This window comes from Pseudomonas sp. GW821-FHT04C07 (assembly GCF_059420325.1).
In genome coordinates this window covers 37665-64482 of sequence record NZ_JBWKTM010000014.1, presented here as the reverse complement: position 1 = coordinate 64482, position 26818 = coordinate 37665, and the positions used below count along the sequence as shown (strand labels likewise).

Genomic DNA, 26818 nt, shown 5'->3' with positions numbered 1-26818 from the left:
GCGATCTGAAAATCAAAGTTTTCAACAGAGTCGGCCAAGGTAGGCTAGTGTCCATTGGTTTTCGTTTGAAGCGGATGAAGCAACAAAAGTATGAGATTCTTACGGGCTTAGAAAAATCGGATCCACGCTTGGCACGGAAAACAAAATCGAAAGGATGGTCATCAATAGCCACACTAATCCATCCCAGTACTTGATCAGAGCCAGCAGCAAAGCCCCGGCGACCGGCAGCAAAGACAGCACCTTCAGCAATCGAAAGGTATTGGTAAGCGTTCGACCCTGCCTTTCGACTTGGCCGATGGTGATTTTTAGCAGCCCCTGAAGTTTTGTCGGGTAGGTTTTTATCTTGTCTTTGAAATCATCAAAGACGACATTAAAACTGTGCAACAGACGCTCTGTTTGTAACGCCTGGTTATGCAGAATGGCGAACAATACAACCGAAACCACTGTCAGCCCAAGGACAAGGATGAAGCCTTCGAATGGTGAACTGGTGTTATTCAGCACTACAAGACCCGCCAACGATATCGGCAGCGCGAGCATTTTGCCGGCGATGTCCCCCAGTACGCCACTAAGCTTGGTGCCGTAGTCAATTTCAGCCTGCGCTACCTCACGCCGAACTCGCTCAAACGAGAAGCTATAGACGTAGGTCTGCAGATTCGCACGGTACGTAGCGAGGACTTCCCGCCATTCCCGCACAATCACCAAGAACAAATTCGGCTCGCTCTCGAATTTCTCGATCACGCTCGCTACCGCCATCCGAATCATCAATTTGCGCTCGGAAAGGTGCGCCTTGTTTTCGTTTTTCCGATTGAGTATTTCTTCCAACAGACTTATGTGTCGAAGTTCATAGTCAAGGACCTTGACGTCAACCTGGGTTGGTAACAAAAAGGTTCTTGGGGGTTTGGCCCCATCAGGCGGCAAGGCAAAAAAAAGGTTGTAGCCATCTGAACTGCTATCTTTGTCTACGCCAATCGCCAGCATTGAAAGCAACTCAATCAGCCGGCAGACCTGCCTGAGTGCCTTAATCGCCGGCGGTTGGGCGTCATCACAGTCAGCCCAACTGAGCTCAATAATGTACACATTGCTCGGAAATTGCCCCTTACCCAACGAACCATTGCGAGCGACAAATTCACTCAGACTGGTGTAGAACCGACCCGACTCATTTGACGGCACACGGAACTCAATTTCGAGAGTGTCAGCTTCTTCAGATCGATGCTCGAATTTGCCATAAGCCGCTGGCAGGTCATCGCACATCCGCAATGCAGCGATGATCTCGGGTGTTGGCTGCCCATCATAAGAGATGACGCCTTCCTTGATGGTAGGCGTTCCCAGGGCACGGTAGAGAGCTACCACATGGGCAAACATGCTCAGCCAGCCCTTGCCAGCAATTCTTTCTCGATCACATCAATCAGTTCGGTAGTCAGATTGGAGAGGGTCAATTTCTTTCGCGCCTCATCGAAGTACACGTCTGCAGCCGGATCTTTACCCAAGGCTCCACGCTCGAATTGCAATGACCAATTAGCCGCGTCGCCCTTGATCCGGGTTTTTTCCTTAAGTGATTTCGGGTTGACCGTAAAATCATCCGGTACCCGATGTCTCTCGCTGTTCAAGTAATCTTTCAGTCCCGCGATTTCATCGACCAAGTCAGCGGGTACGTGCTGGACGGCGACGTGGCAGATAGCATCCAGACGCGCTGATTTACCCGCTGCCAGCTGCTCTTCCAAATATTTGATCACCGCCTCTTTGGCCTTGTAGCCAAAGCCCTTTAGCAGTTTTTTATCGCGGAAGAATCGGGCAACGCTATCGATGGCATTTTTGGTAGCACGCCCCGAGGCCACGCCTTTCGCGCAGCCTAGTGCGGAAATGAAATAGTCGGATGCCTGACTGTCACGGCCGCGGCTGATGAAGCACAGGTATGTCGAATCTACTTCATCTGCCTCGGCACTCTCGCCTTCCCCAGGCTCTGCAGTAGGTACGTCAGCTGCATTCTCCGCTGCGGCGGCATTGATGGCCATAAAACTTGCCAAGTTGATCCGTGCGGCCTGCTGAACTTTGCTGAGATCAACCTCTTGGATTTCTTTAGGTACATAGTTTTCATCCAGCTGGATGCCACCGCGCTCCTTCATGCTGGCTACCAGGAAAAAATCAGTGGCGCCCGAGGTGTACTGCGCGCACAGGATGTGGCCGCCGGTGGACAAGACCTGATTGCTGGCTTGCTCCACCAACTGTTCCATTGCCAGATGAGTCAAGGCAATGAATTGCGCTTCATCATCCTGGACGTTCACGAATGCGGTGAAACGCTCAGGAAACGGCCCCTGACGATCATCATCGGCGAACTGGCCATAGACCACACTGTTGCCTACTTTACCGATGAGACCGTGAATTCCCTCGACCAGAAACTGTAGAGCAGGGTTTTTCGTGTCGAGGGCAACATTCTTCTTTACAACTTCGGACACGTGATCCGTGTGAGCCAGCTTCTTGAAGCTGTGAATAATGGCAGTTTTCAGCGTGATCATAAGGCGAATTCCGTTCCGATAATGTCAATATGAAATCACTGAAAATACCACCCTTTTCTAATAATTTCCGGACTTCACATTGATACTCAACAGCTTCTAAGAGTCCCACATGAAAACATGGGCACGGAAAAAGAATCACAATACTGTACGCACATACAGCTTGATAATCCATATCCTTCGTCTGAAGGACAACCGGAATGCTCAGGAGACCATCGCTGTTTCGGTATCGTTAGGACGGGCTAAAAGGCCGAATGCCCGAATTTGGTGAGGATAGCTTGAGACCCGCATGCGAACTCACGTGTTGCCAGCGACTCACTAGGCTCAACCAATGGCCGCCTCGAACAAGTCATTTCAGAACAGCCCTCCCAATTCTGCCGGCTCCCAGTTCATGATCACCAGTTCCCCACTGACCTTAGCCTTCCCCTGCCGCTGGTTGGACGTGCTGTAGCGGATGTCCACCGTCTCAAAATGGAAGCCCTCAAACACTTGCCGAATGTCCGGGTGATCGTTGATGCTCACCATCACCATCACCATCACCATCACCTTGCCCTTGCAGCGGCGCATGAAGTCCGCCATCCGCTCATAATTTTCAAACGGAAAATCCACCCCATACCCTGCAGTCTGCCAATATGGCGGATCCATATAGTGGAAGGTGTGCGGTCGGTCGTAGCGCTCCGCGCATTCAAGCCAAGAGAGATTTTCGACATAGGTACCAGACAGTCGTTGCCAGGCAGCCGAAAGGTTCTCCTCTATCCGCAGCAGGTTGATCGCGGGACCAGTCGTCGCCGTGCCAAACGTCTGGCCACTGACCTTGCCGGCGAAGGCATGGTGCTGCAGGTAGAAGAATCGCGCGGCGCGCTGGATGTCGGTAAGGGTTTCCGGGCGGGTCATCTTCTGCCACTCGAACACCTGGCGCGAGCTGAGTGCCCACTTGAACTGACGCACGAACTCTTCGAGATGGTTCTGCACGACGCGGTACAGCGTCACCAGGTCACCGTTGATGTCGTTGAGGACTTCGACGGGCGCCGCCTGGGGCCGCATGAAGTACAACGCGGCACCGCCGGCAAAGACTTCAACGTAGCATTCATGCGGTGGAAACAGCGGAATAAGGCGATCGGCCAGACGGCGTTTGCCGCCCATCCAAGGGATGAAGGGTGAAGACATGGATAGCAAGACCTTTACTGTATAAATAAACAGGTTCTAGGTTCGCTCTGCTTTGTGCACAGAGCAGGAGCCTTGGCGGGACTTGCAGGGACAATCTGCAGGGACGGTGGCCAGCCTGGATGTTGACGCATCCAGACTGGCCGCTCCTTTTACTTCGGTGTTATACCTTCTTTGAACCGGGGCGACTCACTCGCTCGGGTAATCAAACCGGCACTTCGAGCACGACTTTCTGCGGTTTTCCGGACGCCTTGGCCTTGCCCTCCTTGCCGCCATTGCACTCCATCGACACCGTCCACCCGGACGGGGTAAAAGTGTGATCCACCGACTCCACTAGGTATTCCCCATCGAGGCCGCGCTTGAAGCCTTGCGCCTCAATCATGATTTCGGCAAACAGGCCGGTTCGCCCCGGCAGGTCGAGACGCACCGAGGCCGTCGAGCGGTTGAACGCCGCCAGACGCGCCTTGGCCGCTTCGTCGGCCGCCGTGCGGTCCGGATAGATATGGCGATCGGTATGCACCGGCGGCAGGCCTTCGGGCACGTTCGGGTTGTCCAGGTGCGAGATGAGCAGTTCGCTCCACCGGCCGCCGCCAGACGTTTGATCGCGGCAACTTTTGGTGCCTGATCGAGCACGACCAATCGCAGCGACTGGTTGTCCCTTGCTTGGTTAGCGGCCGCCTGCAACGCCTCGGCGTAGGTCGTAGGGATCTGAAATTGACTGAACTGGGCTTCGAGTTCCTGCCAGCGATCAATAATTTTCGCGCGCAGTTCAACGCTGCAGCCCGAGACCACCACCAAGGTGTCACGTTGAGATAGCAAGAACTCGCGATAGACCTGACCGTTTTGTGGGTGGATGTCTGGGGTCAGCAAAGGGCGGCATGAGACGGATCAGCAACAAGGTGCGCCAGCGCCGACGACAAACATGGCTGGACCTACCGGCCCACGGAATTGAAGAGGCGGATCATGGCAGCAACCCAGAAAGACCGGTCAGCCAAGACTGCGGCGAAGCGAAAGGCTCGCGGCGAGGAAGAAATCCGGCTGCATTGCAGGGCCGGCACACGCCAGGCCCTGGCTGAGCTAATGGCCTGGAGTGGCATCGAGTAACAAGGCGAGGCCATCACGCTGATGATTCATCACTTGCATGGGCTTGGCCCGGGCGACGCCCCGTCCCTACTCACTCCACCGCGCCACAAATACGAGGTATCGCAAACTGTGGCGCTGGAGTTCAGCCGCAGGAGCATGCTAATGATTCAGCAGAATCCAGGGGATGAGGTGATATCTCCTACTACTTCTTTTCCTTTTGGGCAGGGTCCGGCTTCAACGGCTGAACCCTAGGTGTTGGCAGAATATTATCAACTGGAGGAAGCTTGTAGTTTTCAGGGCTATAGACCCAGTTTTCAGGAGTTTTAGGGCCACTGGGCTTCCTATCATCGCGCTTAGACATTCTGAGTCTCCTTGTAAATACCCTTCAGGTACGTTTCAGTTTTCACCTTGGCCTTGTCGAACAGTTTCTTGTCATCAGGCAAAGATACGGTGGAGAAAGTCGACATAATTTTGGAGTTTCTTCTTCGAAGTGAGAACCTCAGGTCGTTGACTTCAGTCGCGGTAAGCATCCCATGGCTTACATTAAACCAGCTTTTCTCTGCTTCATCCGCCAAGACAGACATCTCCACTGATGCGCTGGCAAGTGGTTTGATGCGGGATTTAAAGGGTAGAAATTTGTAGATCACTGACAGCACCTGGGTGCCTGCGATAAATACCGCCCAAACAGCGGCGTATTCTTTAACTATTGCCCACGCCGCGATGCTTCCTGACGAGGCGATTGCCAGCGTGATGTTGATTCCACGCTCCATAGCCTCCGAGCTTTCCTGATACATAGCTAGATAATACGCGTGAGTTCTCAGGCTCTGCATCTCAGCCCAATACTCGTCCACCACATTTGATTCAGCCATTTTTTGATCCCAGATCCAAACCGGCCCGAATCCTACACTAATTTGCCACGACCCTGATGGGGCGGCGCATGACATGATCCGGACTGCGTCCTATGCGTGACCGGCTCCTAACCCAGCCGCAATCTCAGCTCCATCAAATAATCACCGGCGGCTCCTCGCCGCTCAAGGCCCCCAGGTGCATCAGCGCTCATCAGGGATGCAAGCGCCTCTTCAATTGCGATGTCAGAAAACGTTGTTCCGGATCGCTTCAGCACTACCAGTAGCAGGTGCTCAATAGCATCAATCTGTGCCTGATTCGACATTCGTACTCCTCCTACCCGGCCCCATGCCGGGGCGAACACAAATACCCCACTTCAAAGAATCACGCCAGCCTGGATGGACGGCGGATTCATTTATAAAGAAGTTTTACTTAAACGCGGCTTTAGCCTCGTCCGGATGGATGTACACACTTTGTAGTAAGTTCTCAACTACATCCATTGCCAATGTCAGCTGCTTAACCGTACTGGGCTTTGCTTCGTGCGCTGAATCATTCCCCATTGACCTAAGCTTATGAAGAATATCAGCGCCTGCGATTGGCAGAACGCCTTTTAATTTCAAGTCATCAATTTTCGCCAGAAGATTTTTCCCGACTGCAGATTGGTCCTTACAAATCATTTCAATAAGAATACGAACCCCTAGCCCAGCGAGAATAGGCTGCTCACCATTCATTGCCAAGATCAATTCATCATATGTAGCCCTAACCTCAGGCGGAAGGTGCCAGTATCCATCTATTTTAAACCGCCCAGCTGTTCTATTAGGATATAAGTCCACACTAAACTCAGCTGTATACTCTTCAGCATCGTGATCGTAATAATAGTCTTCACTATTAGAGCTTTCTTTTCTGAAGGAAAGCGCATCACAATTCAGACAGCGAATAACTTCAAACTCCGTTATCCCCGTATATTCCTCACTATCCCATCTGCTCCGCGCAGAGGCCTCAACTTTATGTCGCTGCTGAATTTTGCAGACTTCACACAAGGCTTTGTGCTCAGCTCCAATAGTGTTACCAGTCGAATAAGTATGCCCTGCCACTTTGTTTCTCCATAACGTAATAAAAAGCAATGCTAACCTACCCCAAAAACATGGCAACCCGCCATCACTTGTGGCGATTCATTTTCCCTTGGAGCAGCGGAGAGAGTGGCTACTTGGTTGATTCAACGTCGATCCGTGCCTTATTTCACCCCCAAACACAATACCGCCCGGGCATGACCCGGCATAGGAAGCCCCATGCCCAAAGAAAACAAAATCGTAGATCCACCAGTTCGAGACGAGCGACTGGTCACCTTGCCGATGTGGATCATTGAAGCCGTGCGCGCCGAAGTGCGGCTTGAGGTTCACGTCTGGTCAGAAATGGCGCGGCACGTTGAAGAGTCGCTGGCCCGCGGCGAACAGGCGCTACCCTGCGACGTGAAGCTGCCTCCGGCCACTCTGTTCTGCAAAGGCACCAAGGTCAGCACGCTGATGCTTGGCATTCAGCAGCGACTGGCCTTCCCTGCGCACGCTCGCGAATTCGAAAAGACTTGATCCCAAACTCTCCACTGCCCGGGCATGACCCGGCATAGGATGCCCTTAAACGTGACTCCAATTGTAACTGTCGTACTGCCTTGTTCCGCATTTGAGGCACGTCACAAAAAGCGTCTGATCTAACGTCGCACCACCTCTAATCCACGGATGTCGGGACACCAGCCCATGGCGCGAACTGTTGCATTTGGGGGACTTACAAAAGTAATACGCTAATTGCTCTCTCGAATAACCGGCTGCGTAGTTTGGAATTCGTCCCGCCATATGACACCTCCTCCATTGACCCATGAAGAGTAGCTTCTGAGGTATCCCTATGCCCACAGAAAACAAACCGGCTGATCCATTCGGCCCAAACGGTCGCACTTTCCACATTTACTTGAGCGTGCGCGGTGCACTGCGCGGCTTCAGCAAGCGCCAGCTCAATGGCATGTTTCGCTTTGAGGGAGGACGTGAGTGCACCGCCAACGAGGCGAAGGATCATCTGCTTGAGGCTTTGGCCCAAGGTAAAGAGGTTCTGCCTTTCGGGCCGCCGTGTGAATCGCTGGCAATGGCTGCCCAGGGCACGCCAATCCGCCAGCGGTTGTGAATGCCCATGATCTGGTATCGATGGAGATTGAAGGATGAGGATGAGGATGAGGATGAGGATGAGGATGAAATCTCAGCTTAGAATTAAGATGCTAGCCTTTTCAGCAGTAACCGTGAACCGGTTTCCAGCTGCTCATATTTTGAAGCAATATTCTCTGCGCCGCGCGCAGCATGGCGCGTTAGTTTCAACACGCGTTTTACATCCGCATTTTCATAAGCCATGTCCACCATCTCACTTACAAGATCCTTTGTTAGGTTATCTATAATCCCCGGGGAAATAGTGAACACCTTGGTTTCATCATCGCTCAACAGATCACTCATATTTCTCCATGTATATTGCAAGGAACCCATATGACGCCACCACGCACTCATTTCATCATCTGGCATGGGGGCATGCGGCTGTGCCCCCCCGGAATGCTCTGCAATGATTGTGGCTACCAAGTTGTCTTTTAGTGAATTAATAAAATTTCTAACCACGTCAGAGTCCGAAACGACAGATTGGAATTCCTTAATAAGCTTGTACTTTTCAGTATGCTTAAACTGTGAATGCCAAGCATGTAGTGCATAAATTGCGGTTACAGCAGCGCCGATGGTAGCCAAACTTGATGCAGCACTCAGAAAGGTTACGAACCCGACCTCACCTCCCTTCGTAAACATAAAGCCAAACACAACCCCCGCTGAAAACAACAAACAGAAATAGAAAAATATCAAGTAACCGCTTCTTCGACTCATCGCAACTTTCGCTTTCCATGGGTGAAACGATGAGTCTAGTCCGCATTCCCTCCCCCTTGCAAAGTCAGCCACTATAGCGGCAAGGACGAAGTCATGCCTGAAGAAATGAACCCGGACGCCGCGGCAGCCGATCGTGTGCTGCTTATCCTCGCGGCCAAAGCCGGCCGTATCGAAATCGAACCGTGCACCTGCCGAGATCCGAAGTGGCCTTATCGCCTAGCCGGAAAGTCTGGTGTCCGCGCTCACTGGAACCCCCTCATCAACGACGGCGATGCCCTTCGCCTGGCCGTAGTCATGGGTCGCATGGAGCGGCTGGGTGTGGCTATTCACATCGTTGAGCCATACGACGGTGATACCGGTCCATACATCTATGTAGACGCCGAGCGGTTCGGCGAGCACACCCAGTACCATCACGCCGACCCGTTCGCAGCCACGCGCCGCGCCACCGTCCTCGCTGCAGCTGAAATCGGGAGGCGGTGATGATCCTTACCTCAATAGCAGCGCCGCTCTACATGCTCTGGCTCATCTAAAAGGGGCCGCGCCGGTAAGGGTTCACCCCGCCAGTCACCTCAGGGGAGAAAGCGTGTACGCAACTGGCGAGGTGAACCAATAAACCCTAGCTCACCCATTCAGCATGCCTGACGCCCCTCATCTGATTCCCCACTCCACCTGCAAGCCTGCCGATGAATGGCGGGTGACGGGGGCATTCGCCTAAGGAATCCCACCATGGGTAACGCAACAGCAGCAAAGGTTTCAAGCATCCCACCGAGGTTCATCCGGTTCATGGATGCACCAGGTTATCTCGGGATGTGCCGGGACGAATTCAACAAAACGGTCAGGCCGAACGTGCGCGAATTTCCGATCGGGAAACAGGGCGCTGGCTTCGACCGGATCGAGCTCGACGAATGGGCAGACGCCTACATCGAGAGCAAGTCGATTGAAAAGGCAGCCAATCAGGACAACAATCGCCCTCGCAGCGAGCGCCAGGGTGAAGCCAAAGGAGGTAAACCATGGCGAGAAAAGCGATCTCCGGTCTCTACCAGAAAGGTGGTGTCTGGCAAATCGACAAGGTGTTCCGAGGCGAGCGACTTCGAGAGAGCACTGGAACTGGTGACCGGCAAGAAGCCGAGCAGTACCTGATTCACCGGCTGGAGCAACTTCGACAGCAGAAGGTATACGGCGTGCGCCGAGCCCGAACCTGGGAGGAAGCGGCGACAAGGTTTCTGATCGAGAGCAAGGACCAGCCCTCGATCAAGTTGACGGCGCATCACCTGAAGCAGCTCCATCCATACCTCAAGGACCTGCCACTGACGCACATTGATGACCAGGCACTTGAGCCGTTCATGAAGGACCGATTGAAAGGAATGGTGTTGCCATGCGGTAAGCAGTTGAAGCCGGTAGCGCCTCGCACGATCAACATCTCGATCGAGCGGGTAATACGGGTTCTTTCGCTTTGTGCACGGAAGTGGCGGGATGAAGAGCGCAGGCCCTGGCTTGATTCGGTACCGATGTTGGCCAAGCTGGATCTGAAGAAAAAGGTTCGCGAGCCCTACCCCATGACATGGGAAGAGCAATCGATCCTTTTCGGAGAGTTGCCGGCCCACCTGCAGACGATGGCCCTGTTCAAGGTGAACACGGGGTGCCGCGAGCAGGAGGTCTGCAAATTGAGGTGGGATTGGGAAATCTCGGTGCCGGAACTCGGCACCAGTGTATTCCTGATTCCGTCCGACTTTGGCGGCCGAAATGAGCGGTCAGGTGTGAAAAATGGCGATGAGCGACTGGTCGTGCTCAACAGCGTGGCGAAATCGATCATTGACCAGCAGCGCGGTCAGAGCAAGGACTGGGTTTTTCCGTACAACGGCAACGCGATGCACCGTATGAATGACTCAGCCTGGAAGAAAGCGCGGGTGAGAGCGGCGAAACTCTGGCAGGAGGAAAACCTTCGCCCCGCTCACCCAGGGTACGCATCCATCAGGGTGCATGACCTGAAACACACGTTTGGCCGTCGCCTTCGGGCGGCAGGTGTCACACAAGAAGATCGAAAGGCCTTGCTGGGACATAAGAACGGCAACATCACCAGTCACTACTCGGGCGCTGAGCTCGGGCAGCTGATTGAGGCTGCAAATATGGTATCAGCAACTGACTCTCGGGGCCCGGTGCTGACGATCTTGAAGAGGAAAACTGGATGAAGTCCCGAAAAACTCCCCACCAATGAAAAAGCCCAACTGGTTAGAGTTGGGCTAAGTCATTGAATAATATGGTCGGGACGGAGTGATTCGAACACTCGACCCCTAGCACCCCATGCTAGTGCGCTACCGGACTGCGCTACGCCCCGACTAGGCGTGAAACCTGTTCCTCACCTCGAGGAACGCTCAAGAATATATCGCAAGCTTTTGAAAACTGGAAGTATTTAAAAGCAGAAATTTATTTCTTGAGTACCACCAGAACATCTTCCAGTTCGGCGATCATCTGGCGGATCATTTGCTTGTATTGGGTGGTGTCGTCTTTGGCTTCATCACCGGAAAGACGCAGGCGCGCTCCGCCGATGGTGAATCCCTGGTCATACAGCAACGCGCGGATCTGGCGGATCATCAGCACATCCTGGCGCTGATAATACCGACGGTTTCCGCGGCGCTTGACGGGGTTGAGTTGAGGAAACTCCTGTTCCCAATAGCGCAGCACGTGTGGTTTAACCGCACAGAGCTCGCTGACTTCACCGATGGTGAAGTAGCGTTTGCCTGGGATGACGGGAAGCTCGTCGTTATGACTTGGTTCCAGCATAAGCCTCAACTCGGGCCTTCAACTTCTGCCCTGGACGAAAGGTGACCACACGGCGAGCCGTGATCGGGATTTCTTCACCCGTTTTCGGGTTGCGGCCAGGCCGCTGGCGTTTGTCCCGAAGGTCGAAGTTGCCGAAACCGGACAACTTCACCTGCTCGTTGTCTTCAAGAGCGTGCCTGATTTCCTCAAAGAACAGTTCGACCAATTCCTTGGCCTCCCGTTTATTCAGGCCCAGCTCTTCATACAGACGTTCCGCCATTTCAGCTTTCGTCAGAGCCCCCATACGTCACTTCCTTAGCGTGGCGTTCAACCTTTGTTCGAGCGAGGTGAGGATGTTTTGCGTCGTGGTATTCACCTCATCGTCATTAAGAGTGCGCGATGGATGCTGCCAGGTCAAGCCAACTGCAAGGCTTTTTCTATGCGGATCAATGCCTTTACCCTGATACACGTCAAATAGCCTGAGGTCTGTCAGCCATTCACCTGCATTGTCACGGATTACGTCCAGTACGGCACTGGCTGCAACGTCTTTGTCTGCCAGCAGCGCAAGGTCGCGACGCACTTCAGGAAAGCGCGATAACTCGTGGAATTCAGGCATTTTGCCCAACGCCACTTCGGCCAGAACCAGCTCGAAAACGAAGACCGGACGGTCGAGACCGAGGGTTTTCGACAATTCAGGGTGGATAGCGCCGATGTAACCGACTACGCGACCATCACGCTCGATACGCGCGGTTTGACCCGGGTGCAACGCAGGGTGGCTGCCCGGCACGAACGTGAACGCGTCCAGTGCACCGGCAAAACCCAGCACGGCTTCCACGTCGGCCTTGACGTCGAAGAAATCCACGGTATCGCGACCTTGAGCCCAGCCTTCCGGCAGACGGCTACCGCACACCACACCGGCCAGCATCGGCTCTTGCTTGAGGCCTTCCAGCTGACCGACGAAGCGCAGGCCGCTTTCGAACAGGCGGACGCGATCCTGTTGACGGTTCAGGTTGTGTTGAAGCGCCTTGACCAGACCAGGCCACAGGGACGAGCGCATGGCAGCCATGTCGTTCGAAATCGGGTTGGCCAGCAACAAAGGCTCGACGCCGGGGCTGAACAGCTCGAACTGTTTCGGATCGATGAAGCTGTAGGTGATCGCTTCCTGATAACCACGAGCCACCAGCAGACGACGCAGCTCAGGCAGATCGCTACGAGCTTCAGCCCTGGCTTGCGGCGCCAGACGGGCTTGCGGGTAGCGAACCGGCAGACGGTTGTAGCCGTACAGACGGGCCAGTTCTTCGATCAGGTCGACTTCCAGGCTGATATCGAAGCGATGGCTTGGCACGTCTACGCGCCACTGCCCTGCCCCATCCGCGGAAATCGTCAGGCCCAAAGCGCCGAGCAGACGCTCGACTTCGGCCGAATCCATTTCCATGCCCAGCATCTGGGTGATCCGCTGAGCACGCAGGGTGACCGGTGCGATCTTCGGCAGGTGCTGCTCGCTGACGGCTTCGATGATCGGGCCAGCTTCGCCGCCGGTGATTTCCAGCAGCAGGCCAGTGGCGCGCTCCATGGCTTCACGGGCCAGTTGCCAGTCCACACCACGCTCGTAGCGGTGCGAGGCGTCGGTGTGCAGGCCATAGGAACGGGCCTTGCCAGCGACGGCAATCTGATCGAAGAACGCGCTTTCCAGGAATACATCGCGAGTGGTCGCCGAAACACCACTGTGCTCGCCACCCATCACGCCGGCAATCGCCAGGGCGCGGGAGTGGTCGGCAATCACCAGCGTATCGCTACGCAGGCTGACTTCCTGACCGTCGAGCAGAACCAGCTTCTCGCCTTCTTCAGCCATACGAACGCGGATGCCGCCATTGATTTCGGCGAGATCGAAAGCGTGCAACGGTTGACCCAGCTCCAGCATCACGTAGTTGGTGATGTCGACGGCGGCGTCGATGCTGCGCACGTCGGCACGACGCAGACGCTCGACCATCCACAGCGGCGTAGGCCTGGACAGGTCAACGTTGCGGATCACACGACCCAGGTAACGCGGGCAAGCGGCTGGTGCCAGAACCTCAACCGAACGCACTTCGTCGTGCACGGCTGGAACAGCGGCAATGACCGGGCGCGTGACTTCGGCAGCGTAGAGCGCACCGACTTCACGGGCCAGACCCGCCAGGGACAGGCAGTCGCCGCGATTCGGGGTCAGGTCGACCTCGATGCTGGCGTCTTCCAGATCCAGGTAGACGCGGAAGTCTTCGCCAACCGGCGCATCGACCGGCAATTCCATCAGGCCGTCGTTGCCTTCACCGATTTGCAGTTCGGCCTGGGAGCACAGCATGCCGTTGGATTCAACGCCACGCAGCTTGGCCTTCTTGATTTTGAAGTCGCCTGGCAGTTCGGCACCGATCATGGCGAACGGGATCTTCAGGCCAGGGCGCACGTTTGGCGCACCGCATACCACCTGGAAGGTCTCCGAGCCATTGCTGACCTGGCAAACGCGCAGCTTGTCGGCGTCCGGGTGCGGCTCGGTGCTCAGCACCTCGCCCACGACCACGCCGCTGAATTCACCGGCGGCCGGCGTAACGCTATCGACCTCAAGACCGGCCATCGACAGACGAGCAACCAGCTCGTCGCGATTTACCTGCGGGCTTACCCAGCCGCGCAGCCATTGTTCACTGAATTTCATCCTGCTCTCCTAAGAATTCGTTACGACTAGCGAAATTGCGCGAGGAACCGCAAGTCGTTGTCGAAGAACAGACGCAAGTCGTTCACGCCGTAACGCAGCATGGCCAGACGCTCAACGCCCATGCCGAAGGCAAAGCCCGAGAACTCTTCCGGGTCGATCCCGGACATACGCAGCACGTTCGGGTGAACCATGCCGCAGCCCATGACTTCCAGCCAGCCAGTCTGCTTGCAGACGCGGCAGCCTTTACCGCTGCACATCACGCATTCCATGTCGACTTCGGCGGATGGCTCGGTGAAGGGGAAGTACGAAGGACGGAAACGCACTGCCAGTTCTTTTTCGAAGAACACGCGCAGGAATTCCTCGATGGTCCCTTTCAGGTCGGCGAAATTGATATCGCGGTCGACCAGCAGGCCTTCGACCTGGTGGAACATCGGGGAGTGGGTGATATCCGAGTCGCTACGGTACACACGGCCTGGGCAGACGATGCGGATCGGCGGCTGTTTCGATTCCATGGTGCGGACCTGTACCGGCGAGGTATGGGTGCGCAACAGCATGTTGGCATTGAAATAGAAGGTGTCATGCATCGACCGGGCCGGGTGATGGCCTGGGATGTTGAGCGCCTCGAAGTTGTGATAGTCGTCTTCGACCTCAGGGCCTTCGGCGATGCCGTAGCCGATGTGGGTGAAGAACTGTTCGATACGTTCCAGAGTGCGGGTAACCGGATGCAGACCACCAGAGGTCTGACCACGGCCCGGCAGGGTCACATCAATGGACTCGGCGGACAATTTGGCAGCTAGATCCGCCTCCTCGAACAACGCCTTGCGCGCATTGAGAACCTCTGTCACACGCTCCTTGGCAACGTTGATCAGCGCACCGACTTGCGGACGCTCTTCAGCCGGCAAATTCCCCAGGGTCTTCATCACCTGAGTCAATTCACCCTTTTTGCCAAGGTAGTGAACCCGGATTTGCTCCAGGGCATTGATGTCTTCAGCGCTTTGCACAGCCTCTAGAGCTTGAGAGACCAGCGCATCCAGGTTTTCCATGTACAGACTCCAGATACAAAATAGGGGAAGAGCTTGAAGGCTCTTCCCCTATTTATGACGTTTAACACCTGAGCCCACAGAGGTGAGCCCGGGTGACTGTCGGGGGTACTTAAGCCAAGGTGGCTTTAGCTTTCTCGACAATCGCAGCAAACGCCGCTTTTTCGTTCACTGCCAGATCAGCCAGAACCTTACGGTCGATCTCGATGGACGCTTTTTTCAGGCCGGCGATGAAACGGCTGTAGGACAGACCGTTGATACGAGCACCAGCGTTGATACGAGCGATCCACAGAGCGCGGAACTGACGTTTTTTCTGACGACGGTCACGGTAGGCGTACTGGCCTGCCTTGATTACCGCTTGCTTGGCAACACGGAATACGCGTGAACGCGCGCCGTAGTAGCCTTTAGCAAGTTTCAGAATTTTTTTGTGACGCTTACGGGCAATGACGCCACGCTTTACACGAGCCATGAGTTACTTCCTCTATTCTTAACCAAAAATTAACGAAGGCGCAGCATGCGCTCGACTTTTGCCACGTCGGACGGATGCAGCAAGCTGCTACCGCGCAGTTGACGCTTACGCTTGGTCGACATTTTGGTCAGGATGTGGCTCTTGAAAGCGTGCTTATGCTTGATACCGTTAGCAGTTTTCAGAAACCGCTTAGCAGCACCACTTTTAGTTTTCATCTTTGGCATGTTCGGATACTCCGCATTCAGTTGATAAACATAATCGCAAGGCCTGCCGTGCCCTGTTGATTACTTCTTCTTTTTCGGGGCGATGACCATGATCAGCTGGCGTCCTTCCATCTTAGGATGCTGTTCGACCGAACCGTACTCGAGCAAGTCAGCTTCAACCCGCTTGAGGAGTTCCATCCCCAGCTCCTGGTGGGCCATCTCACGACCGCGGAATCTCAACGATACCTTGGCCCTGTCCCCGTCACTCAGGAAACGTACCAGGTTGCGCAGTTTTACCTGGTAATCCCCTTCCTCCGTCCCTGGACGAAACTTGATTTCTTTAACCTGAATCTGCTTCTGGTTCTTTTTCGCTGCAGCAATCTGCTTCTTCTTTTCGAAGATCGATTTGCCGTAATCCATCACGCGGCAAACCGGTGGGACTGCGTCGGCGGAAATTTCCACCAGATCCAGTTTGGCTTCTTCAGCAATACGAAGCGCTTCATCAATCGAGACGATGCCAATCTGCTCGCCGTCAGCGCCAATTAACCGAACCTCGCGTGCCGAGATATTCTCGTTGATCGGGGCCTTCGGTGCAGCTCGTTTATCTTGTCTCATTTCACGCTTAATAATAATTACTCCGAATCATGGCGACCACGCCGGGAAACCGCTTGAGCGAGGAATTCAGCGAATTGGGCGACGGGCATCGAGCCCAGGTCAGCACCTTCACGAGTACGCACAGCGACAGTCTGCATCTCGACTTCCCGATCTCCAATAACCAAGAGATAGGGAACCTTGAGCAAAGTATGCTCGCGGATTTTAAAGCCGATCTTTTCATTTCTCAAGTCGGACTTGGCACGAAATCCGCTTTGATTGAGAGTTTTTTCAACCTCAGCGGCAAAATCTGCCTGTTTATCAGTGATATTCATGATCACTGCCTGAGTCGGAGCCAGCCACGCAGGAAATGCACCCTCGTAATGCTCGATCAGAATCCCGACGAAACGCTCGAAGGAACCCAGGATCGCCCGGTGCAACATAACCGGGTGCTTGCGACTGTTGTCTTCGGAGACGTATTCGGCTCCCAGACGGATCGGCAGGTTAAAATCGAGCTGCAAGGTACCACATTGCCAGACACGACCGAGGCAATCTTTTAGCGAGAACTCGATTTTCGGACCGTAGAAAGCACCCTCGCCCGGCTGCAGATCGTACGGCAGGCCCGCACTATCAAGGGCTGCGGCCAGCGCGGATTCTGCGCGATCCCACAACTCATCGGAGCCGACGCGTTTTTCCGGACGAGTGGACAGCTTCAGCTCGATGTCTTTGAAGCCGAAATCGGCGTAGACATCCAGAGTCAGCTTGATGAACGCAGCGGACTCGGCCTGCATCTGCTCTTCAGTACAGAAGATGTGTGCATCGTCCTGGGTAAACGCACGCACGCGCATGATGCCGTGCAGCGCACCGGACGGCTCGTTACGGTGGCAAGCACCGAACTCGGCCAGACGCATCGGCAGCTCGCGGTAGCTTTTCAGGCCCTGATTGAACACCTGCACGTGGCAAGGGCAGTTCATTGGCTTGATGGCGTAGTCGCGGCTTTCCGACTCGGTAGTGAACATGTTTTCGGCGTAGTTGGCCCAGTGCCCGGATTTCTCCCACAGGCTACGGTCAACCACTTGCGGAGTCTTGATCTCCAGGTAGCCGTTTTCACGCTGAACCTTACGCATGTACTGCTCGAGTACCTGGTACAGGGTCCAGCCGTTCGGGTGCCAGAAAACCATGCCCGGCGCTTCTTCCTGGGTATGGAACAGACCAAGACGCTTGCCGATCTTGCGATGGTCGCGCTTTTCAGCCTCTTCGATACGCTGGATGTAAGCTGCCAGTTGCTTCTTGTCAGCCCAGGCTGTGCCGTAAACGCGCTGCAATTGCTCGTTTTTGGCATCGCCACGCCAGTAGGCGCCGGACAGCTTGGTCAGTTTGAAGGATTTCAGGAAGCGGGTGTTCGGCACGTGCGGACCGCGGCACATGTCGACGTATTCTTCGTGATAGTACAGGCCCATGGCCTGCTCGTTCGGCATGTCTTCGACCAGGCGCAGCTTGTAGTCTTCGCCACGGCTGGTGAACACGTCGATCACTTCGGCGCGCGGAGTGACTTTCTTGATGACGTCGTAATCTTTTTCGATCAGCAGGTGCATGCGCTGTTCGATCGCCGCCAGGTCGTCCGGAGTGAAAGGACGCTCGTAGGCGATGTCGTAATAAAAGCCTTCATCGATGACCGGACCGATCACCATTTTCGCCGTCGGGTACAGCTGCTTGACCGCGTGGCCAATCAGGTGGGCGCAAGAGTGGCGAATGACCTCCAGCCCCTCTTCATCCTTTGGCGTGATGATTTGCAGGGTCGCGTCGCTGTCGATGACATCGCTGGCGTCAACCAGTTTGCCGTTGACCTTGCCGGCCACGGTGGCCTTGGCCAGACCGGCACCAATGGATGCGGCGACCTCGGCTATGGAAACCGGATGATCGAAGGAACGTTGACTGCCGTCGGGAAGAGTAATAGTGGGCATGGCGCCTCCTCTCCTAGTGGTGACCCCTACCAAAGGTCACGTGGGTTGGGATGAGCAGCCAGTACGCGACTCAGTTCAGGCCATTCAATAACGAACGCCTGCCTTACAGCGGCAGGAGCCTTGCGGCCAACCGGAAACCGAACCAGAGTGACTGGAGATCAAATCAGGGTTATTCGGGTATTGACCGCTGCCGGAGAAAAAGTCATCCAGAGCTTGAAAATACCCAAGCCGAGGATCCTAGCACAGATGAACGGTCATCGCCGCGACCTTGTTCCAAGAGCACCGAATTCAGGGCTTTTACGCCATAAAGTGAACTTGGGATGTACGGTCCACCTCAAATAGGCCGAGAATTGCCACACATTTTCGACCTCACGGAGTTCCAGCCATGCGTTTTATCCACCTTATCGCCCTCGCCACTCCGCTCGCTCTGCTGCTGCCATTGAGCGCTCAGGCTGCCTGGCCCGCAGGTGTAAAAGCCAGCTACATGAAGGATTGCACTGCGGCGGCCAGTCAAGGCGTCAACCCTGAGCTCGCCAAGCAACACTGCACCTGTGGCGCCGACGTCCTGGAGAAGAAGTTCACGACTGAGGAGATCAAGCAGCTGATGGATGCGAAAAACCCTCCGAGCGCCGATCTGGGCAACCGCGCACTGAAGGAAATCTCCGTCTGCAAAGTTCAGAAATAGGCCGTTTCGGCGCAAATGTTAAGGCTCCAGAAGCCGGAAACCGCTCAAAAAACGGTTGTTTTACACAATTTACGCAGCTTTTACGGCTTTTTTTAATGAGCGCTTTTTCAGGAGAAACCCCCTGAAACCGGGGCCTCCAGCCCATCAGGATCACAAATAAAGCACAACCAGGGGGCAAACAACACGTCCGGGGGGCTCCCAAGCCGAACATTTCGACTATGATACTCCCGTGTGCCCAGTTGGCCTGAGCAGCACAGCACTACTGAAAATATTTGTTTCTTGGAGATACACCATGTCTAATCGCCAAACCGGCACCGTTAAATGGTTCAACGATGAAAAAGGCTTCGGCTTCATCACTCCTCAAGGTGGCGGTGACGACCTGTTCGTACACTTCAAAGCTATCGAAAGCGACGGTTTCAAAAGCCTGAAAGAAGGCCAGACTGTTTCCTTCGTGGCTGAGAAAGGCCAAAAGGGTATGCAAGCTGCACAAGTTCGCCCTGAGTAATTTCTCGGCTGGCTAAAAAAACCCCGTCCATGTGACGGGGTTTTTTATGCGCCTGAGAAAAGCCGGAAGCGGTCAGCCGCAGTTGACGCGAGTGATCACCAGGTTTTCATCGGTGTTGAGATTCAGGCGATCCGAGCGGTACTCCAGAGTCACCATGTCGCTCGGCCTGAGGACTCGCGCGTACTGCGCACCTGAATGCGTACGGGCTTGCTCCAGGAGCTCAGGCGAGGCCTTCTTGCCAATGGCGAATTCGGCGCCTTTAGCCTCACAGCGACTGTGCCCGGTCTCGGTAGCCACAGAATCCTTTACCGAATCGGAAGTGCTGCACCCCGACAGGATAACTGCTGCTAACAAAGTTCCGAATGACGCGAGCTTCCAAGACATGAGGCCTCCTTTTTCAAAAATGGACAGAGATCGTGCGACAGCCATTTTGGCTGTTGGTTTCAACGGAGCACTGAGGTGCTGTTGTAGGAGCAGCCGGTCGACGCTCGATTGCTCGCGATGTATGTTAACGATGACGCGTGTTTTCTGAATAAACGCATCGCCCTTGAGTCCATCGTCGGAACGCCGCCCGGAGCAAGCTCGCTCCTACAGGGTTTGATTTCACACAGCGGCAAGTCTGCCTCAACCCCGAGGCAATGTTCACTGCGCAATCGTGACTGAATATGAGCAATGATCAGTAGATGTCGATGTAGTCGAGCGGTGGATTTGGCCAGTTCTGCTTGAGTGCATTGAATATCTGCATGACCCAGACCGCATCACTTGCAGCTACCGCTCCGACATAGCCAGATCCCTTCGCCCAGGTTTCCAGACGAAACAATAGACCTTCAATATCGGTACCGCCCACGACACCTGAAGAAATATAGGCAATACCGGCCTTGGTGACCCGCAACTGGGTATGCGCATCATCGCTGGCAGAAGCCAACAGTTGGCGCACAGCCTCAAGCGTCAAACCGTCAGGAGTGCTCAAATCGATCTGCAAAGTGTTTTCCTTGAAATAATCAAAGCTCAAGTGTCGCATAGCCCTCTCCTCATGCCTAAGACGGAGTGCCAAAAGCCTCGCAAGATGTTTAACTCAACACAACCAAAACCACCCGGATAGACCTCCAGGCATTACCCGGCCTATTCAGACTTTGCGAGTTCATCATGACAACCATAACCATCGACGCCGACATCAAAGCCAAATGGCCTGAAGGCCACTGCTCCTACAGTCCTGGCAGCCCTGAAGAGCTGGCGATCATCGGTATCGACCTGTTGATCAAGGAATTGGGAACGCAGGCGGCCCAGGCATTTATCGCTCAAATATTCGAAAAACACCCAAACAACACTATGGACACGCCACACACCGAAAAGGAGTAACACCCCACAGGCTGGAGACTTGCGGGGCTGAAACTTATGCAAGACGAGCGAGACGTGCCGTGAGTAAGTCGAAGAAGCCTTGTGCATCAGCGTCCTGAACCCAGAACACGTTCTTTTCCTGCTTCAGGCCGTCGTACCAGTCGACAATGGTCTGACCAAAGGTCGGCCCTTCACGGCTGTCGACCACCATGTTTACCTGACGACCGGTGAACAACTCCGGCTTGAGCAGATAAGCGACGACCGTGGCGTCATGCACCGGACCACCCGGGATGCCATAGTGCTCCATGTCGCCTTTGATGTACTCGTTGAGGATTGCGCCCACCACCTTGCTGGCATTGTTGCCCAGTGCAGCGATCTGTTGCAGACGCGCCTCACTGGTCAGCACCTTGTGGGTCACGTCCAGTGGCAGGTAGGTCAGTTTGACAGCGCTTTTAAGGACGACTTCAGCAGCCTGCGGATCGGCGAACAGATTGAATTCGGCGACCGGGGTAATGTTACCGCCGTTGAAGTGCGCGCCCCCCATGACCACCACTTCCTTGATGCCCCGGGTAATGTCCGGTGCCTGATTCAGCGCCAGTGCCAGATTGGTCTGCGGACCCAGCATGGCAATGGTGATGCTGTGGGGTTTGGCTGCGCGCAAGGTGTCGACCAGGTAGTCGATCGCGCTGCCATTGGCCAGGCCTTCCCTCGGTTCGTGCACCGTTACACCCGAGATACCCTCCTCGCCGTGGATATCCTCGGCGTAGATCGGTGCACGCAACAATGGTTTGGTCGCACCCGCATAAACCGGCACTTCTTCGCGCCCTGCCCACTCACGGGCCAGGCGTGCATTACGTGAGGTCTTGTCCAGTCGCACATTGCCGGCAACGGTAGTGAGCGCACGAATGTTCAGTTCCTCGGGCGAAGCCAGGGCAAACAACAAGGCAACGACGTCATCGGCACCCGGATCGGTGTCTATGATCAAATCGATTTTTTCCGCCGCCCGGGCGTTTGTGGCGGTGATCAATGACAAAAGCAGCAGACTCCGGATCAGGTATTGCACTATTTGAGCATAGTGGTACATGGCGCACTCCTTGCGCGTGAAAAACGGGTTGAGATACAGCGAGCTAAAACGTTACACCTGCGACCAGCACAATGTTGCAGTACGGCTGACATTCACCCGTACGAATAATCGCACGTGCTTGTCGGGTAAGGATTTTGAATGCGTCATGACTCAGTAACGTGCGCTGGCCCAATTCAGCCTTGGCCGTCAGCTCGTCAATCACCTGAAGCGCGGGAGGTTGTTTGAGCAGGATTTCTTCAGCCAGCACATGGCTTTGCACCTGCATTTCGCTGAGCACGATCTGCAAGGTGCTGACGAAGTCCGGAATGCCCTTGGTCAACGCCAGATCGATCAACTCGACACCCGGCGGCACAGGCAAACCGGCATCGCCGATCACCACCCTGTCGCCATGACCCAGGGAGGCAATCAATCGCGACAACGCGATGTTGAGCAAAGGTGTCTTTTTCATGAGGGGCTAATGGCCTGTACGTCGGACAAGGTGGGAATGGAAGGCTGCGCGCCCGCTCGAGTGACCGACAGCGCGGCCGCGATCTGACCGAAGCGAATGGCCTGGGCTTCGCTTTTGCCGGCCGCCAGTGCCGCGGCAAAACCGCCGACGAACGTATCTCCCGCCGCTGTCGTGTCGAGCGCCTTGACCCTGGGCGCCGGGAAGTGCTCGAAGCTCTGCCCATCGGCGAACAACGACCCTTGGGCTCCGAGGGTAATGATGACTTTGCCAGCGCCGGCAGCAATCAATCGACTCGCGGCGGCTTCAGCGGTTTCCAGCGAATCCACCGGCATGCCGCTCAGGGCCGACGCCTCACTTTCGTTAGGGATCAGGTAATCGATGGACGAATACCAGTCAGCCGGAAGTGGACGGCTCGCCGGGGCTGGATTAAGGATCACGGTCTTGCCCAGTTCACGACCGCGCTTGAGGGTGTAACCAACGGTCTGCATGGGCACTTCGAGCTGGCAAATGATCACATCGGCCGACTGCAACACCACGTCATAACCTGCAACCACTTCAGGCGCGAGCAGCCCGTTAGCGCCGGCGACGATCACGATCGCATTCTGGCTGCTGTCATCGACCACGATCAGCGCCACGCCACTGGAGCCTTCGACGGTTCTCACCGCCTGACAATCGATTTGTTCAGCCACCAGCGCCGCTCGCAGTTGCTCGCCATACGCATCGGCACCGACACAGCCAACCATCGATACTTCAGCTCCCAGTCGTGCCGAAGCAACGGCCTGGTTCGCCCCCTTGCCGCCCGAGACGGTGGCAAACGACTCGCCAATCAGTGTTTCACCGGCCCGGGGCAGCCGCTCGGCCCGGGTCACCAGGTCCATGTTCAGGCTACCTACAACCACTACTTTTGCTGGCATACATCAGTACTCGTCAATTCGTTTCAGCGGCATTCAGCGAAAACGCCGGCAAGCGGCGCAGTCGACTCTCGCAAGACAATGCTGGGTGTCACGATGCGCTGATCGGTCGCCTGCTCCGGATTTGCGATCCGTCGCAACAGGCGCTCCGCCGCCATCTCGCCCAACTGCAGGATCGACTGGCCCACCGTCGTTAACGCCGGATAGACATACCGACTCATCTGGATATCGTCGAAACCAATGACCGAGAGTTCGCTCGGTACACGGATATTGCGCTCAGCCGCCGCACGCAATACACCAATTCCGATCATGTCGTTACCGGCAAATATGGCGCTGGGCGGATTCTTTTCCAACAGCAGTGCAGCAGCGCTATAACCGCCGGTACTGGTGAAGTCGCTTTCCAGCATTCGCTGTTGTGGCACCTCGACGCCTGCCTCTTTCAGCGCCCGGCAGTAACCGGCCAGGCGCATCTGCGCCACACTGGTATGCGCCGGACCGCCGATGCAGGCGATGTCCCGATGCCCCAGCTTGAGCAGGTGTCGCGTCGCCAGATAGGCACCGTATTCGTGATCGATGCGCACCAGATCCGCATCAATCCCCTCCAGCCCCCGGTCGACAATCACCATAGGCGTGCGCACGGCGGCCAGACCTGCAGCCAGGCCGGCGTCACCGCCAGCCGAAGCGACGATCAAGCCATCGATCCGCTTTTCCAGCAGCACCCGCAGATAACTGCGCTGCTTGTCCGGGTTGTCATCGGAGTTGCACAGAATCACGCAGTAGCCATTACGCTCGCAGTAGTCCTCGATGCCCCGGGCCAGTTCGGCGAAATATGGGTTGAGGCTGTTGGGCACCAGCAAACCGATGGTCGCGGTGGTCTTGGCCTTCAACGAACGGGCCACGGCACTGGGCACGTAGTCCAGGCGCTTGATCGCCGCCTCGACCTTGACCCTGACCTCTTCACTGACTGGCCGCGTTTTGTTCACCACATGAGAAACCGTGGTGTAGGAAATCCCCGCCAGTGCAGCCACATCTTTGATTGTTGCCATGATTCAGGCCCGCCGACTTGCGCGTTGACTGCGATAAGTATCGAGCACTACCGCCACCACGATTACCGCGCCAGTGATGATGCGTTTGGTCGGCTCGGTTGCACCGATTTGTGCGAGACCTGCCGCCAGCACGGAAATGATCAAGACGCCAAAAAAGGTACTGATGACCGAACCGCGACCGCCCATGAGGCTGGTGCCGCCGATCACTACAGCCGCGATCACTTGCAGCTCCAGCCCGGAACCGGCATTCGGGTCCGCGGCCTCCAGGCGGGAGATCTGAAACAGCGCCGCCACACCGGCCAGCAGCCCCATCAGACTGAATACCAGAATCTTGTAAGGCTTTGGATTGATACCCGCCAGACGCACCGCTTCTTCGTTGGTACCAATGCCGATCAGGTAACGACCGAACACCGTGCGCGTCAACACTGCCTGAGCGATGAATATGATCAACAACGCAATGATGAACGACGGCGAAATGCCCAGGGCAATCGGGTTGGACAGCCAGGCGAACGCATCACCGATATAGGCAGTGCGCGAGCCAGTCATCTGGTAAGCCAGACCGCGAGCCATTTCCAGCACACCCAGCGAAACGATGAACGAAGGAATGCGCCAGGCCACGGTGATCGAACCGGTGATGGTGCCAGCCAGAGCGGCGACGGCCATGCCGAGCAAGGCTGCCGGCAAGACACTCCAGCCCCAGCCGAGGACCGCCACGCTGACCGCCGATGCCGCCAACGCGAGCACCGAACCGACTGAAAGGTCGATACCGCCAATGATCAATACAAAGGTCATGCCGACAGCCAACACCATCAAATCCGGAATCTGGTTGGCCAGCGTGCTGAAAGTGTCGTAGGAGAGGAAGTGACTGCTCAAGGTCGAGAACAGGGCAATCATCGCCAGCAAGGCACCGGCCAGGCCCAGATAAGTGCCCAGACCATAATAGTTGCCCCTGCGTATGCTGACAGAAGTAGCAGTTGTCATGAAATGTCCCTAGGCGCCGCTTCATTGAGCAACGCATCACGTTTTTGGTAGCCGGCAAATGCGGCAGCAAGTAGTTCATCCTGAGTCCAACGGTCGCGCTCGAAGGTCTCGATCAAGCGCCCGGCGGAAAGTACACCAATCCGGTCGCAGATCAGCATCAACTCGCGCAGATCACTGGAGACCACCACCAATGCCTTGCCCTGGCGGGTCAATTCACCCAGCAAGCCGTAGATATCGAACTTGGCGCCAACGTCGATCCCTCGGGTCGGCTCGTCGAACAGCAGTACCGAGCAATCTCGCTCAAGCCAGCGGCCGATCACGACTTTCTGTTGATTGCCGCCGGACAGTTCGGACACCAACTGTGACGGGCTGGAACTGCGAATCCGCATGGCGTCGATCTGACGCTGGGCCAGGGCCGACTCGTCATCGCCGTTGACGATGCCGGCACTGGAGATGACCGGCATGTTGCCCAAGGCAATATTGGCGCTGATCGATTGGCTCAGCAGCAGGCCTTCGCCCTTGCGATCTTCAGTGATCAGGGCAATCCCGTGTCCCACCGCATCGACCGGTGAGCGAATGCTGACGACCTGTGCAGGTGATCCCAGCGCGACTGTGCCGCTGTCTGCGATGTCAGCACCAAAGATCAACCGCAATAGCTCGGTGCGCCCGGCCCCAATCAACCCGGAAATACCGAAAATCTCGCCGCTGCGCACTTCAAAGGAGACATCGCGAACCTTGTCCGAACGGGTGAGCCCTTTGACCGTCAAGGCAGGAGCGCCAATCTGGCGTGGTCCCAGGTCAATGTGCTCGCCCAGTTCGCGGCCAACCATCAGGTTGACCAGTTGCTCACTGTTGTAATTGGCCATTGGCTCGACGCAGACCAGATAACCGTCACGCAGCACTGCAATGCGTTGTGCGACACGGGCCAGTTCTTCCAGTCGATGGGAGATGTAGATGATCGCCACTCCGCGCGCTTGCAGGCGGGTGATTTGTTCGAAGAGCATTTCGACTTCACGGGCCGTCAGCATTGCGGTCGGCTCATCGAGGATCAACACATGGCAATCGCCGATCAGGTTGCGGGCGATTTCGACCATTTGCTGGTGACCAATGCCCAACTCGCCGACCAGCGTGTCCGGATCGATCGAATCCAGCCCGACCTGAGCCATCGCTTCTATAGCCGCCTTGCGCAGTTGCTTGCGACTGATCCAGCCGCCAAGGCTGGGTAGATTGTGCAGAAACAGGTTTTCGGCGACGGACAGGGTCGGCAGCAGGTTGAGCTCCTGCATGACCATGCGGATCCCTAGCTCTTCGGCCTGCGTGCGACTGCCGGGCCGGTAATCCTGACCGTTGAACTGCATCTGACCCGCGGTCGGTGTGACCAGGCCGCCGATGATTTTCGACAGGGTGCTTTTGCCAGCGCCGTTTTCACCGGTCAACGCCAGCACTTCACCGCGCATCAGCGTCAGGTCGATATTGGTCAGCACCGGCTGAGCATAGGTCTTGCCGATACCGCTGACCGAAAGGACAGCGTTCGGGGTGCAAACTGACATAAGAAACTCTCCATGCGCCCGCCCGGATGAGCGAGCGCCGTTGTGCCGCCAGAA

32 protein-coding genes, 1 tRNA gene and 2 pseudogenes are annotated in these 26818 nt (G+C 55.8%); 9 read left to right on the top strand and 26 right to left on the bottom strand.

Annotation, left to right across the window (positions count from 1 at the left end):
- Positions 1–99 precede the first annotated feature (99 nt).
- The 4 genes and pseudogenes from AC07UI_RS23385 to AC07UI_RS23370 form a co-directional block, all read right to left on the bottom strand.
- Complete coding sequence (locus tag AC07UI_RS23385) at positions 100–1362, bottom strand: hypothetical protein (RefSeq protein ID WP_494994728.1); 1263 nt, start codon at positions 1360–1362, stop codon at positions 100–102.
- Between the two features lie 2 nt (positions 1363–1364).
- Positions 1365–2513 carry a nucleoid-associated protein gene (locus tag AC07UI_RS23380; RefSeq protein ID WP_494994727.1) on the bottom strand — a complete coding sequence of 383 codons (1149 nt, stop codon included), beginning with the start codon at positions 2511–2513 and terminating at the stop codon, positions 1365–1367.
- 351 nt (positions 2514–2864) lie between these two features.
- Positions 2865–3677, bottom strand: a complete 813-nt coding sequence (locus tag AC07UI_RS23375) for a DNA adenine methylase (protein WP_494994726.1) — start codon at positions 3675–3677, stop codon at positions 2865–2867.
- A 202-nt stretch (positions 3678–3879) separates the two neighbouring features.
- Positions 3880–4236 (bottom strand): annotated as a pseudogene (locus tag AC07UI_RS23370) (phage late control D family protein); the annotation flags it as partial.
- 401 nt (positions 4237–4637) lie between these two features.
- Here AC07UI_RS23370 and AC07UI_RS23365 point away from each other — a divergent pair.
- Positions 4638–5009: pseudogene (locus AC07UI_RS23365) on the top strand (hypothetical protein).
- Here the strand turns inward: AC07UI_RS23365 and AC07UI_RS23360 are convergent.
- The 4 genes from AC07UI_RS23360 to AC07UI_RS23345 all read right to left on the bottom strand — a co-directional run bounded on the left by AC07UI_RS23360 (position 4960) and on the right by AC07UI_RS23345 (position 6697).
- The gene (locus tag AC07UI_RS23360; protein ID WP_494994844.1) at positions 4960–5118 is read right to left on the bottom strand and encodes a hypothetical protein; all 159 of its coding nucleotides are present in this window, start codon (positions 5116–5118) and stop codon (positions 4960–4962) included. The pseudogene AC07UI_RS23365 and the gene AC07UI_RS23360 sit on opposite strands and share 50 nt — an antisense overlap.
- The gene (locus tag AC07UI_RS23355) at positions 5111–5626 is read right to left on the bottom strand and encodes a hypothetical protein (protein WP_494994725.1); all 516 of its coding nucleotides are present in this window, start codon (positions 5624–5626) and stop codon (positions 5111–5113) included. Before AC07UI_RS23355 ends, AC07UI_RS23360 begins: the two co-directional genes overlap by 8 nt.
- A 107-nt stretch (positions 5627–5733) precedes the next feature.
- Positions 5734–5928: a hypothetical protein gene (locus tag AC07UI_RS23350; protein ID WP_494994724.1), complete on the bottom strand. Its 195-nt coding sequence runs from the start codon at positions 5926–5928 to the stop codon at positions 5734–5736.
- A gap of 103 nt (positions 5929–6031) precedes the next feature.
- A complete protein-coding gene (locus AC07UI_RS23345) occupies positions 6032–6697 on the bottom strand; it encodes a DUF4145 domain-containing protein (RefSeq protein ID WP_494994723.1) in 666 nt (221 codons plus the stop codon).
- A 195-nt stretch (positions 6698–6892) separates the two neighbouring features.
- Here AC07UI_RS23345 and AC07UI_RS23340 point away from each other — a divergent pair, with 195 nt between their 5' ends.
- Positions 6893–7189 carry a hypothetical protein gene (locus AC07UI_RS23340; protein ID WP_494994722.1) on the top strand — a complete coding sequence of 99 codons (297 nt, stop codon included), beginning with the start codon at positions 6893–6895 and terminating at the stop codon, positions 7187–7189.
- 310 nt (positions 7190–7499) lie between these two features.
- On the top strand, positions 7500–7772 hold the full coding sequence (locus tag AC07UI_RS23335; RefSeq protein WP_494994721.1) for a hypothetical protein: 273 nt from the start codon (positions 7500–7502) through the stop codon (positions 7770–7772).
- A gap of 83 nt (positions 7773–7855) precedes the next feature.
- Here AC07UI_RS23335 and AC07UI_RS23330 read toward each other — a convergent pair whose 3' ends face one another.
- Positions 7856–8503: a hypothetical protein gene (locus AC07UI_RS23330; protein WP_494994720.1), complete on the bottom strand. Its 648-nt coding sequence runs from the start codon at positions 8501–8503 to the stop codon at positions 7856–7858.
- Between the two features lie 93 nt (positions 8504–8596).
- Here AC07UI_RS23330 and AC07UI_RS23325 point away from each other — a divergent pair, with 93 nt between their 5' ends.
- The 3 genes from AC07UI_RS23325 (at position 8597) to AC07UI_RS23315 (ending at position 10692) form a co-directional block, all read left to right on the top strand.
- Positions 8597–8983, top strand: coding sequence for a hypothetical protein (locus AC07UI_RS23325; protein ID WP_494994719.1), 387 nt, complete (start codon positions 8597–8599; stop codon positions 8981–8983).
- 246 nt (positions 8984–9229) lie between these two features.
- Positions 9230–9643, top strand: coding sequence for a hypothetical protein (locus AC07UI_RS23320; RefSeq protein ID WP_494994718.1), 414 nt, complete (start codon positions 9230–9232; stop codon positions 9641–9643).
- Positions 9574–10692, top strand: coding sequence for a tyrosine-type recombinase/integrase (locus AC07UI_RS23315; RefSeq protein WP_494994842.1), 1119 nt, complete (start codon positions 9574–9576; stop codon positions 10690–10692). Before AC07UI_RS23320 ends, AC07UI_RS23315 begins: the two co-directional genes overlap by 70 nt.
- 69 nt (positions 10693–10761) lie before the next feature.
- Here the strand turns inward: AC07UI_RS23315 and AC07UI_RS23310 are convergent.
- The 9 genes from AC07UI_RS23310 to thrS all read right to left on the bottom strand — a co-directional run bounded on the left by AC07UI_RS23310 (position 10762) and on the right by thrS (position 18216).
- Positions 10762–10838 (bottom strand) — tRNA-Pro (locus AC07UI_RS23310).
- 89 nt (positions 10839–10927) lie between these two features.
- On the bottom strand, positions 10928–11284 hold the full coding sequence (locus AC07UI_RS23305; protein WP_003179985.1) for a MerR family transcriptional regulator: 357 nt from the start codon (positions 11282–11284) through the stop codon (positions 10928–10930).
- Complete coding sequence (gene ihfA, locus AC07UI_RS23300) at positions 11265–11567, bottom strand: integration host factor subunit alpha (protein ID WP_002553164.1); 303 nt, start codon at positions 11565–11567, stop codon at positions 11265–11267. Before ihfA ends, AC07UI_RS23305 begins: the two co-directional genes overlap by 20 nt.
- A 3-nt stretch (positions 11568–11570) precedes the next feature.
- Complete coding sequence (pheT, locus tag AC07UI_RS23295; RefSeq protein ID WP_494994717.1) at positions 11571–13949, bottom strand: phenylalanine--tRNA ligase subunit beta; 2379 nt, start codon at positions 13947–13949, stop codon at positions 11571–11573.
- Between the two features lie 26 nt (positions 13950–13975).
- Positions 13976–14992 carry a phenylalanine--tRNA ligase subunit alpha gene (gene pheS / locus AC07UI_RS23290; RefSeq protein ID WP_007905876.1) on the bottom strand — a complete coding sequence of 339 codons (1017 nt, stop codon included), beginning with the start codon at positions 14990–14992 and terminating at the stop codon, positions 13976–13978.
- 109 nt (positions 14993–15101) lie between these two features.
- A complete protein-coding gene (gene rplT, locus AC07UI_RS23285) occupies positions 15102–15458 on the bottom strand; it encodes a 50S ribosomal protein L20 (RefSeq protein WP_007905879.1) in 357 nt (118 codons plus the stop codon).
- 29 nt (positions 15459–15487) lie between these two features.
- Positions 15488–15682: a 50S ribosomal protein L35 gene (gene rpmI, locus AC07UI_RS23280; RefSeq protein WP_002553160.1), complete on the bottom strand. Its 195-nt coding sequence runs from the start codon at positions 15680–15682 to the stop codon at positions 15488–15490.
- A 60-nt stretch (positions 15683–15742) separates the two neighbouring features.
- Positions 15743–16294, bottom strand: a complete 552-nt coding sequence (gene infC, locus AC07UI_RS23275) for a translation initiation factor IF-3 (protein WP_170929410.1) — start codon at positions 16292–16294, stop codon at positions 15743–15745.
- Positions 16294–18216, bottom strand: a complete 1923-nt coding sequence (gene thrS / locus AC07UI_RS23270; protein ID WP_494994716.1) for a threonine--tRNA ligase — start codon at positions 18214–18216, stop codon at positions 16294–16296. Before thrS ends, infC begins: the two co-directional genes overlap by 1 nt.
- Before the next feature lie 385 nt (positions 18217–18601).
- On the opposite strand from thrS, the gene AC07UI_RS23265 reads away from it, so the two are divergent.
- Together AC07UI_RS23265 and AC07UI_RS23260 are read left to right on the top strand one after the other, a co-directional pair.
- On the top strand, positions 18602–18901 hold the full coding sequence (locus AC07UI_RS23265) for a hypothetical protein (protein ID WP_494994715.1): 300 nt from the start codon (positions 18602–18604) through the stop codon (positions 18899–18901).
- Positions 18902–19193: 292 nt separating this feature from the next.
- Positions 19194–19406 carry a cold-shock protein gene (locus AC07UI_RS23260; protein ID WP_003179963.1) on the top strand — a complete coding sequence of 71 codons (213 nt, stop codon included), beginning with the start codon at positions 19194–19196 and terminating at the stop codon, positions 19404–19406.
- Between the two features lie 72 nt (positions 19407–19478).
- On the opposite strand, the gene AC07UI_RS23255 is transcribed toward AC07UI_RS23260, so the two are convergent.
- On the bottom strand, positions 19479–19790 hold the full coding sequence (locus tag AC07UI_RS23255) for an I78 family peptidase inhibitor (protein WP_494994714.1): 312 nt from the start codon (positions 19788–19790) through the stop codon (positions 19479–19481).
- 292 nt (positions 19791–20082) lie between these two features.
- Positions 20083–20388: a hypothetical protein gene (locus AC07UI_RS23250; RefSeq protein ID WP_494994841.1), complete on the bottom strand. Its 306-nt coding sequence runs from the start codon at positions 20386–20388 to the stop codon at positions 20083–20085.
- Positions 20389–20552: 164 nt separating this feature from the next.
- Between AC07UI_RS23250 and AC07UI_RS23245 the strand changes: the two genes are divergently transcribed.
- Positions 20553–20765, top strand: a complete 213-nt coding sequence (locus AC07UI_RS23245; RefSeq protein WP_494994713.1) for a hypothetical protein — start codon at positions 20553–20555, stop codon at positions 20763–20765.
- A 34-nt stretch (positions 20766–20799) separates the two neighbouring features.
- On the opposite strand, the gene AC07UI_RS23240 is transcribed toward AC07UI_RS23245, so the two are convergent.
- From AC07UI_RS23240 to AC07UI_RS23215, 6 genes are read right to left on the bottom strand one after another with little or no spacing between them, the layout of a single operon-like run.
- A complete protein-coding gene (locus AC07UI_RS23240; protein ID WP_494994712.1) occupies positions 20800–21828 on the bottom strand; it encodes a nucleoside hydrolase in 1029 nt (342 codons plus the stop codon).
- Between the two features lie 43 nt (positions 21829–21871).
- The gene (gene rbsD, locus AC07UI_RS23235; RefSeq protein ID WP_494994711.1) at positions 21872–22276 is read right to left on the bottom strand and encodes a D-ribose pyranase; all 405 of its coding nucleotides are present in this window, start codon (positions 22274–22276) and stop codon (positions 21872–21874) included.
- Entirely contained in the window at positions 22273–23190 is a 918-nt protein-coding gene (gene rbsK / locus AC07UI_RS23230) for a ribokinase (protein ID WP_494994710.1), read from the bottom strand. The genes rbsD and rbsK overlap by 4 nt, the downstream gene beginning before the upstream one ends.
- 23 nt (positions 23191–23213) lie before the next feature.
- Entirely contained in the window at positions 23214–24233 is a 1020-nt protein-coding gene (locus AC07UI_RS23225) for a LacI family DNA-binding transcriptional regulator (protein ID WP_494994709.1), read from the bottom strand.
- A 3-nt stretch (positions 24234–24236) separates the two neighbouring features.
- A complete protein-coding gene (locus tag AC07UI_RS23220; RefSeq protein WP_494994708.1) occupies positions 24237–25214 on the bottom strand; it encodes an ABC transporter permease in 978 nt (325 codons plus the stop codon).
- Positions 25211–26764, bottom strand: coding sequence for a sugar ABC transporter ATP-binding protein (locus AC07UI_RS23215; RefSeq protein WP_494994707.1), 1554 nt, complete (start codon positions 26762–26764; stop codon positions 25211–25213). The genes AC07UI_RS23220 and AC07UI_RS23215 overlap by 4 nt, the downstream gene beginning before the upstream one ends.
- Positions 26765–26818: the final 54 nt, after the last annotated feature.

Excerpts from the sequence above, each read along its gene's own strand:
- AC07UI_RS23385 (WP_494994728.1), bottom strand. The coding sequence starts at position 1,362 with ATGTTTGCCCATGTGGTAGCTCTCTACCGTGCCCTGGGAACGCCTACC.
- AC07UI_RS23380 (WP_494994727.1), bottom strand. The coding sequence starts at position 2,513 with ATGATCACGCTGAAAACTGCCATTATTCACAGCTTCAAGAAGCTGGCT.
- AC07UI_RS23375 (WP_494994726.1), bottom strand. The coding sequence starts at position 3,677 with ATGTCTTCACCCTTCATCCCTTGGATGGGCGGCAAACGCCGTCTGGCC.
- AC07UI_RS23360 (WP_494994844.1), bottom strand. The coding sequence starts at position 5,118 with ATGTCTAAGCGCGATGATAGGAAGCCCAGTGGCCCTAAAACTCCTGAA.
- AC07UI_RS23355 (WP_494994725.1), bottom strand. The coding sequence starts at position 5,626 with ATGGCTGAATCAAATGTGGTGGACGAGTATTGGGCTGAGATGCAGAGC.
- AC07UI_RS23350 (WP_494994724.1), bottom strand. The coding sequence starts at position 5,928 with ATGTCGAATCAGGCACAGATTGATGCTATTGAGCACCTGCTACTGGTA.
- AC07UI_RS23340 (WP_494994722.1), top strand. The coding sequence starts at position 6,893 with ATGCCCAAAGAAAACAAAATCGTAGATCCACCAGTTCGAGACGAGCGA.
- AC07UI_RS23335 (WP_494994721.1), top strand. The coding sequence starts at position 7,500 with ATGCCCACAGAAAACAAACCGGCTGATCCATTCGGCCCAAACGGTCGC.
- AC07UI_RS23330 (WP_494994720.1), bottom strand. The coding sequence starts at position 8,503 with ATGAGTCGAAGAAGCGGTTACTTGATATTTTTCTATTTCTGTTTGTTG.
- AC07UI_RS23325 (WP_494994719.1), top strand. The coding sequence starts at position 8,597 with ATGCCTGAAGAAATGAACCCGGACGCCGCGGCAGCCGATCGTGTGCTG.
- AC07UI_RS23320 (WP_494994718.1), top strand. The coding sequence starts at position 9,230 with ATGGGTAACGCAACAGCAGCAAAGGTTTCAAGCATCCCACCGAGGTTC.
- AC07UI_RS23305 (WP_003179985.1), bottom strand. The coding sequence starts at position 11,284 with ATGCTGGAACCAAGTCATAACGACGAGCTTCCCGTCATCCCAGGCAAA.
- ihfA (WP_002553164.1), bottom strand. The coding sequence starts at position 11,567 with ATGGGGGCTCTGACGAAAGCTGAAATGGCGGAACGTCTGTATGAAGAG.
- pheT (WP_494994717.1), bottom strand. The coding sequence starts at position 13,949 with ATGAAATTCAGTGAACAATGGCTGCGCGGCTGGGTAAGCCCGCAGGTA.
- pheS (WP_007905876.1), bottom strand. The coding sequence starts at position 14,992 with ATGGAAAACCTGGATGCGCTGGTCTCTCAAGCTCTAGAGGCTGTGCAA.
- rplT (WP_007905879.1), bottom strand. The coding sequence starts at position 15,458 with ATGGCTCGTGTAAAGCGTGGCGTCATTGCCCGTAAGCGTCACAAAAAA.
- rpmI (WP_002553160.1), bottom strand. The coding sequence starts at position 15,682 with ATGCCAAAGATGAAAACTAAAAGTGGTGCTGCTAAGCGGTTTCTGAAA.
- thrS (WP_494994716.1), bottom strand. The coding sequence starts at position 18,216 with ATGCCCACTATTACTCTTCCCGACGGCAGTCAACGTTCCTTCGATCAT.
- AC07UI_RS23265 (WP_494994715.1), top strand. The coding sequence starts at position 18,602 with ATGCGTTTTATCCACCTTATCGCCCTCGCCACTCCGCTCGCTCTGCTG.
- AC07UI_RS23260 (WP_003179963.1), top strand. The coding sequence starts at position 19,194 with ATGTCTAATCGCCAAACCGGCACCGTTAAATGGTTCAACGATGAAAAA.
- AC07UI_RS23255 (WP_494994714.1), bottom strand. The coding sequence starts at position 19,790 with ATGTCTTGGAAGCTCGCGTCATTCGGAACTTTGTTAGCAGCAGTTATC.
- AC07UI_RS23245 (WP_494994713.1), top strand. The coding sequence starts at position 20,553 with ATGACAACCATAACCATCGACGCCGACATCAAAGCCAAATGGCCTGAA.
- AC07UI_RS23240 (WP_494994712.1), bottom strand. The coding sequence starts at position 21,828 with ATGTACCACTATGCTCAAATAGTGCAATACCTGATCCGGAGTCTGCTG.
- rbsD (WP_494994711.1), bottom strand. The coding sequence starts at position 22,276 with ATGAAAAAGACACCTTTGCTCAACATCGCGTTGTCGCGATTGATTGCC.
- rbsK (WP_494994710.1), bottom strand. The coding sequence starts at position 23,190 with ATGCCAGCAAAAGTAGTGGTTGTAGGTAGCCTGAACATGGACCTGGTG.
- AC07UI_RS23225 (WP_494994709.1), bottom strand. The coding sequence starts at position 24,233 with ATGGCAACAATCAAAGATGTGGCTGCACTGGCGGGGATTTCCTACACC.
- AC07UI_RS23220 (WP_494994708.1), bottom strand. The coding sequence starts at position 25,214 with ATGACAACTGCTACTTCTGTCAGCATACGCAGGGGCAACTATTATGGT.
- AC07UI_RS23215 (WP_494994707.1), bottom strand. The coding sequence starts at position 26,764 with ATGTCAGTTTGCACCCCGAACGCTGTCCTTTCGGTCAGCGGTATCGGC.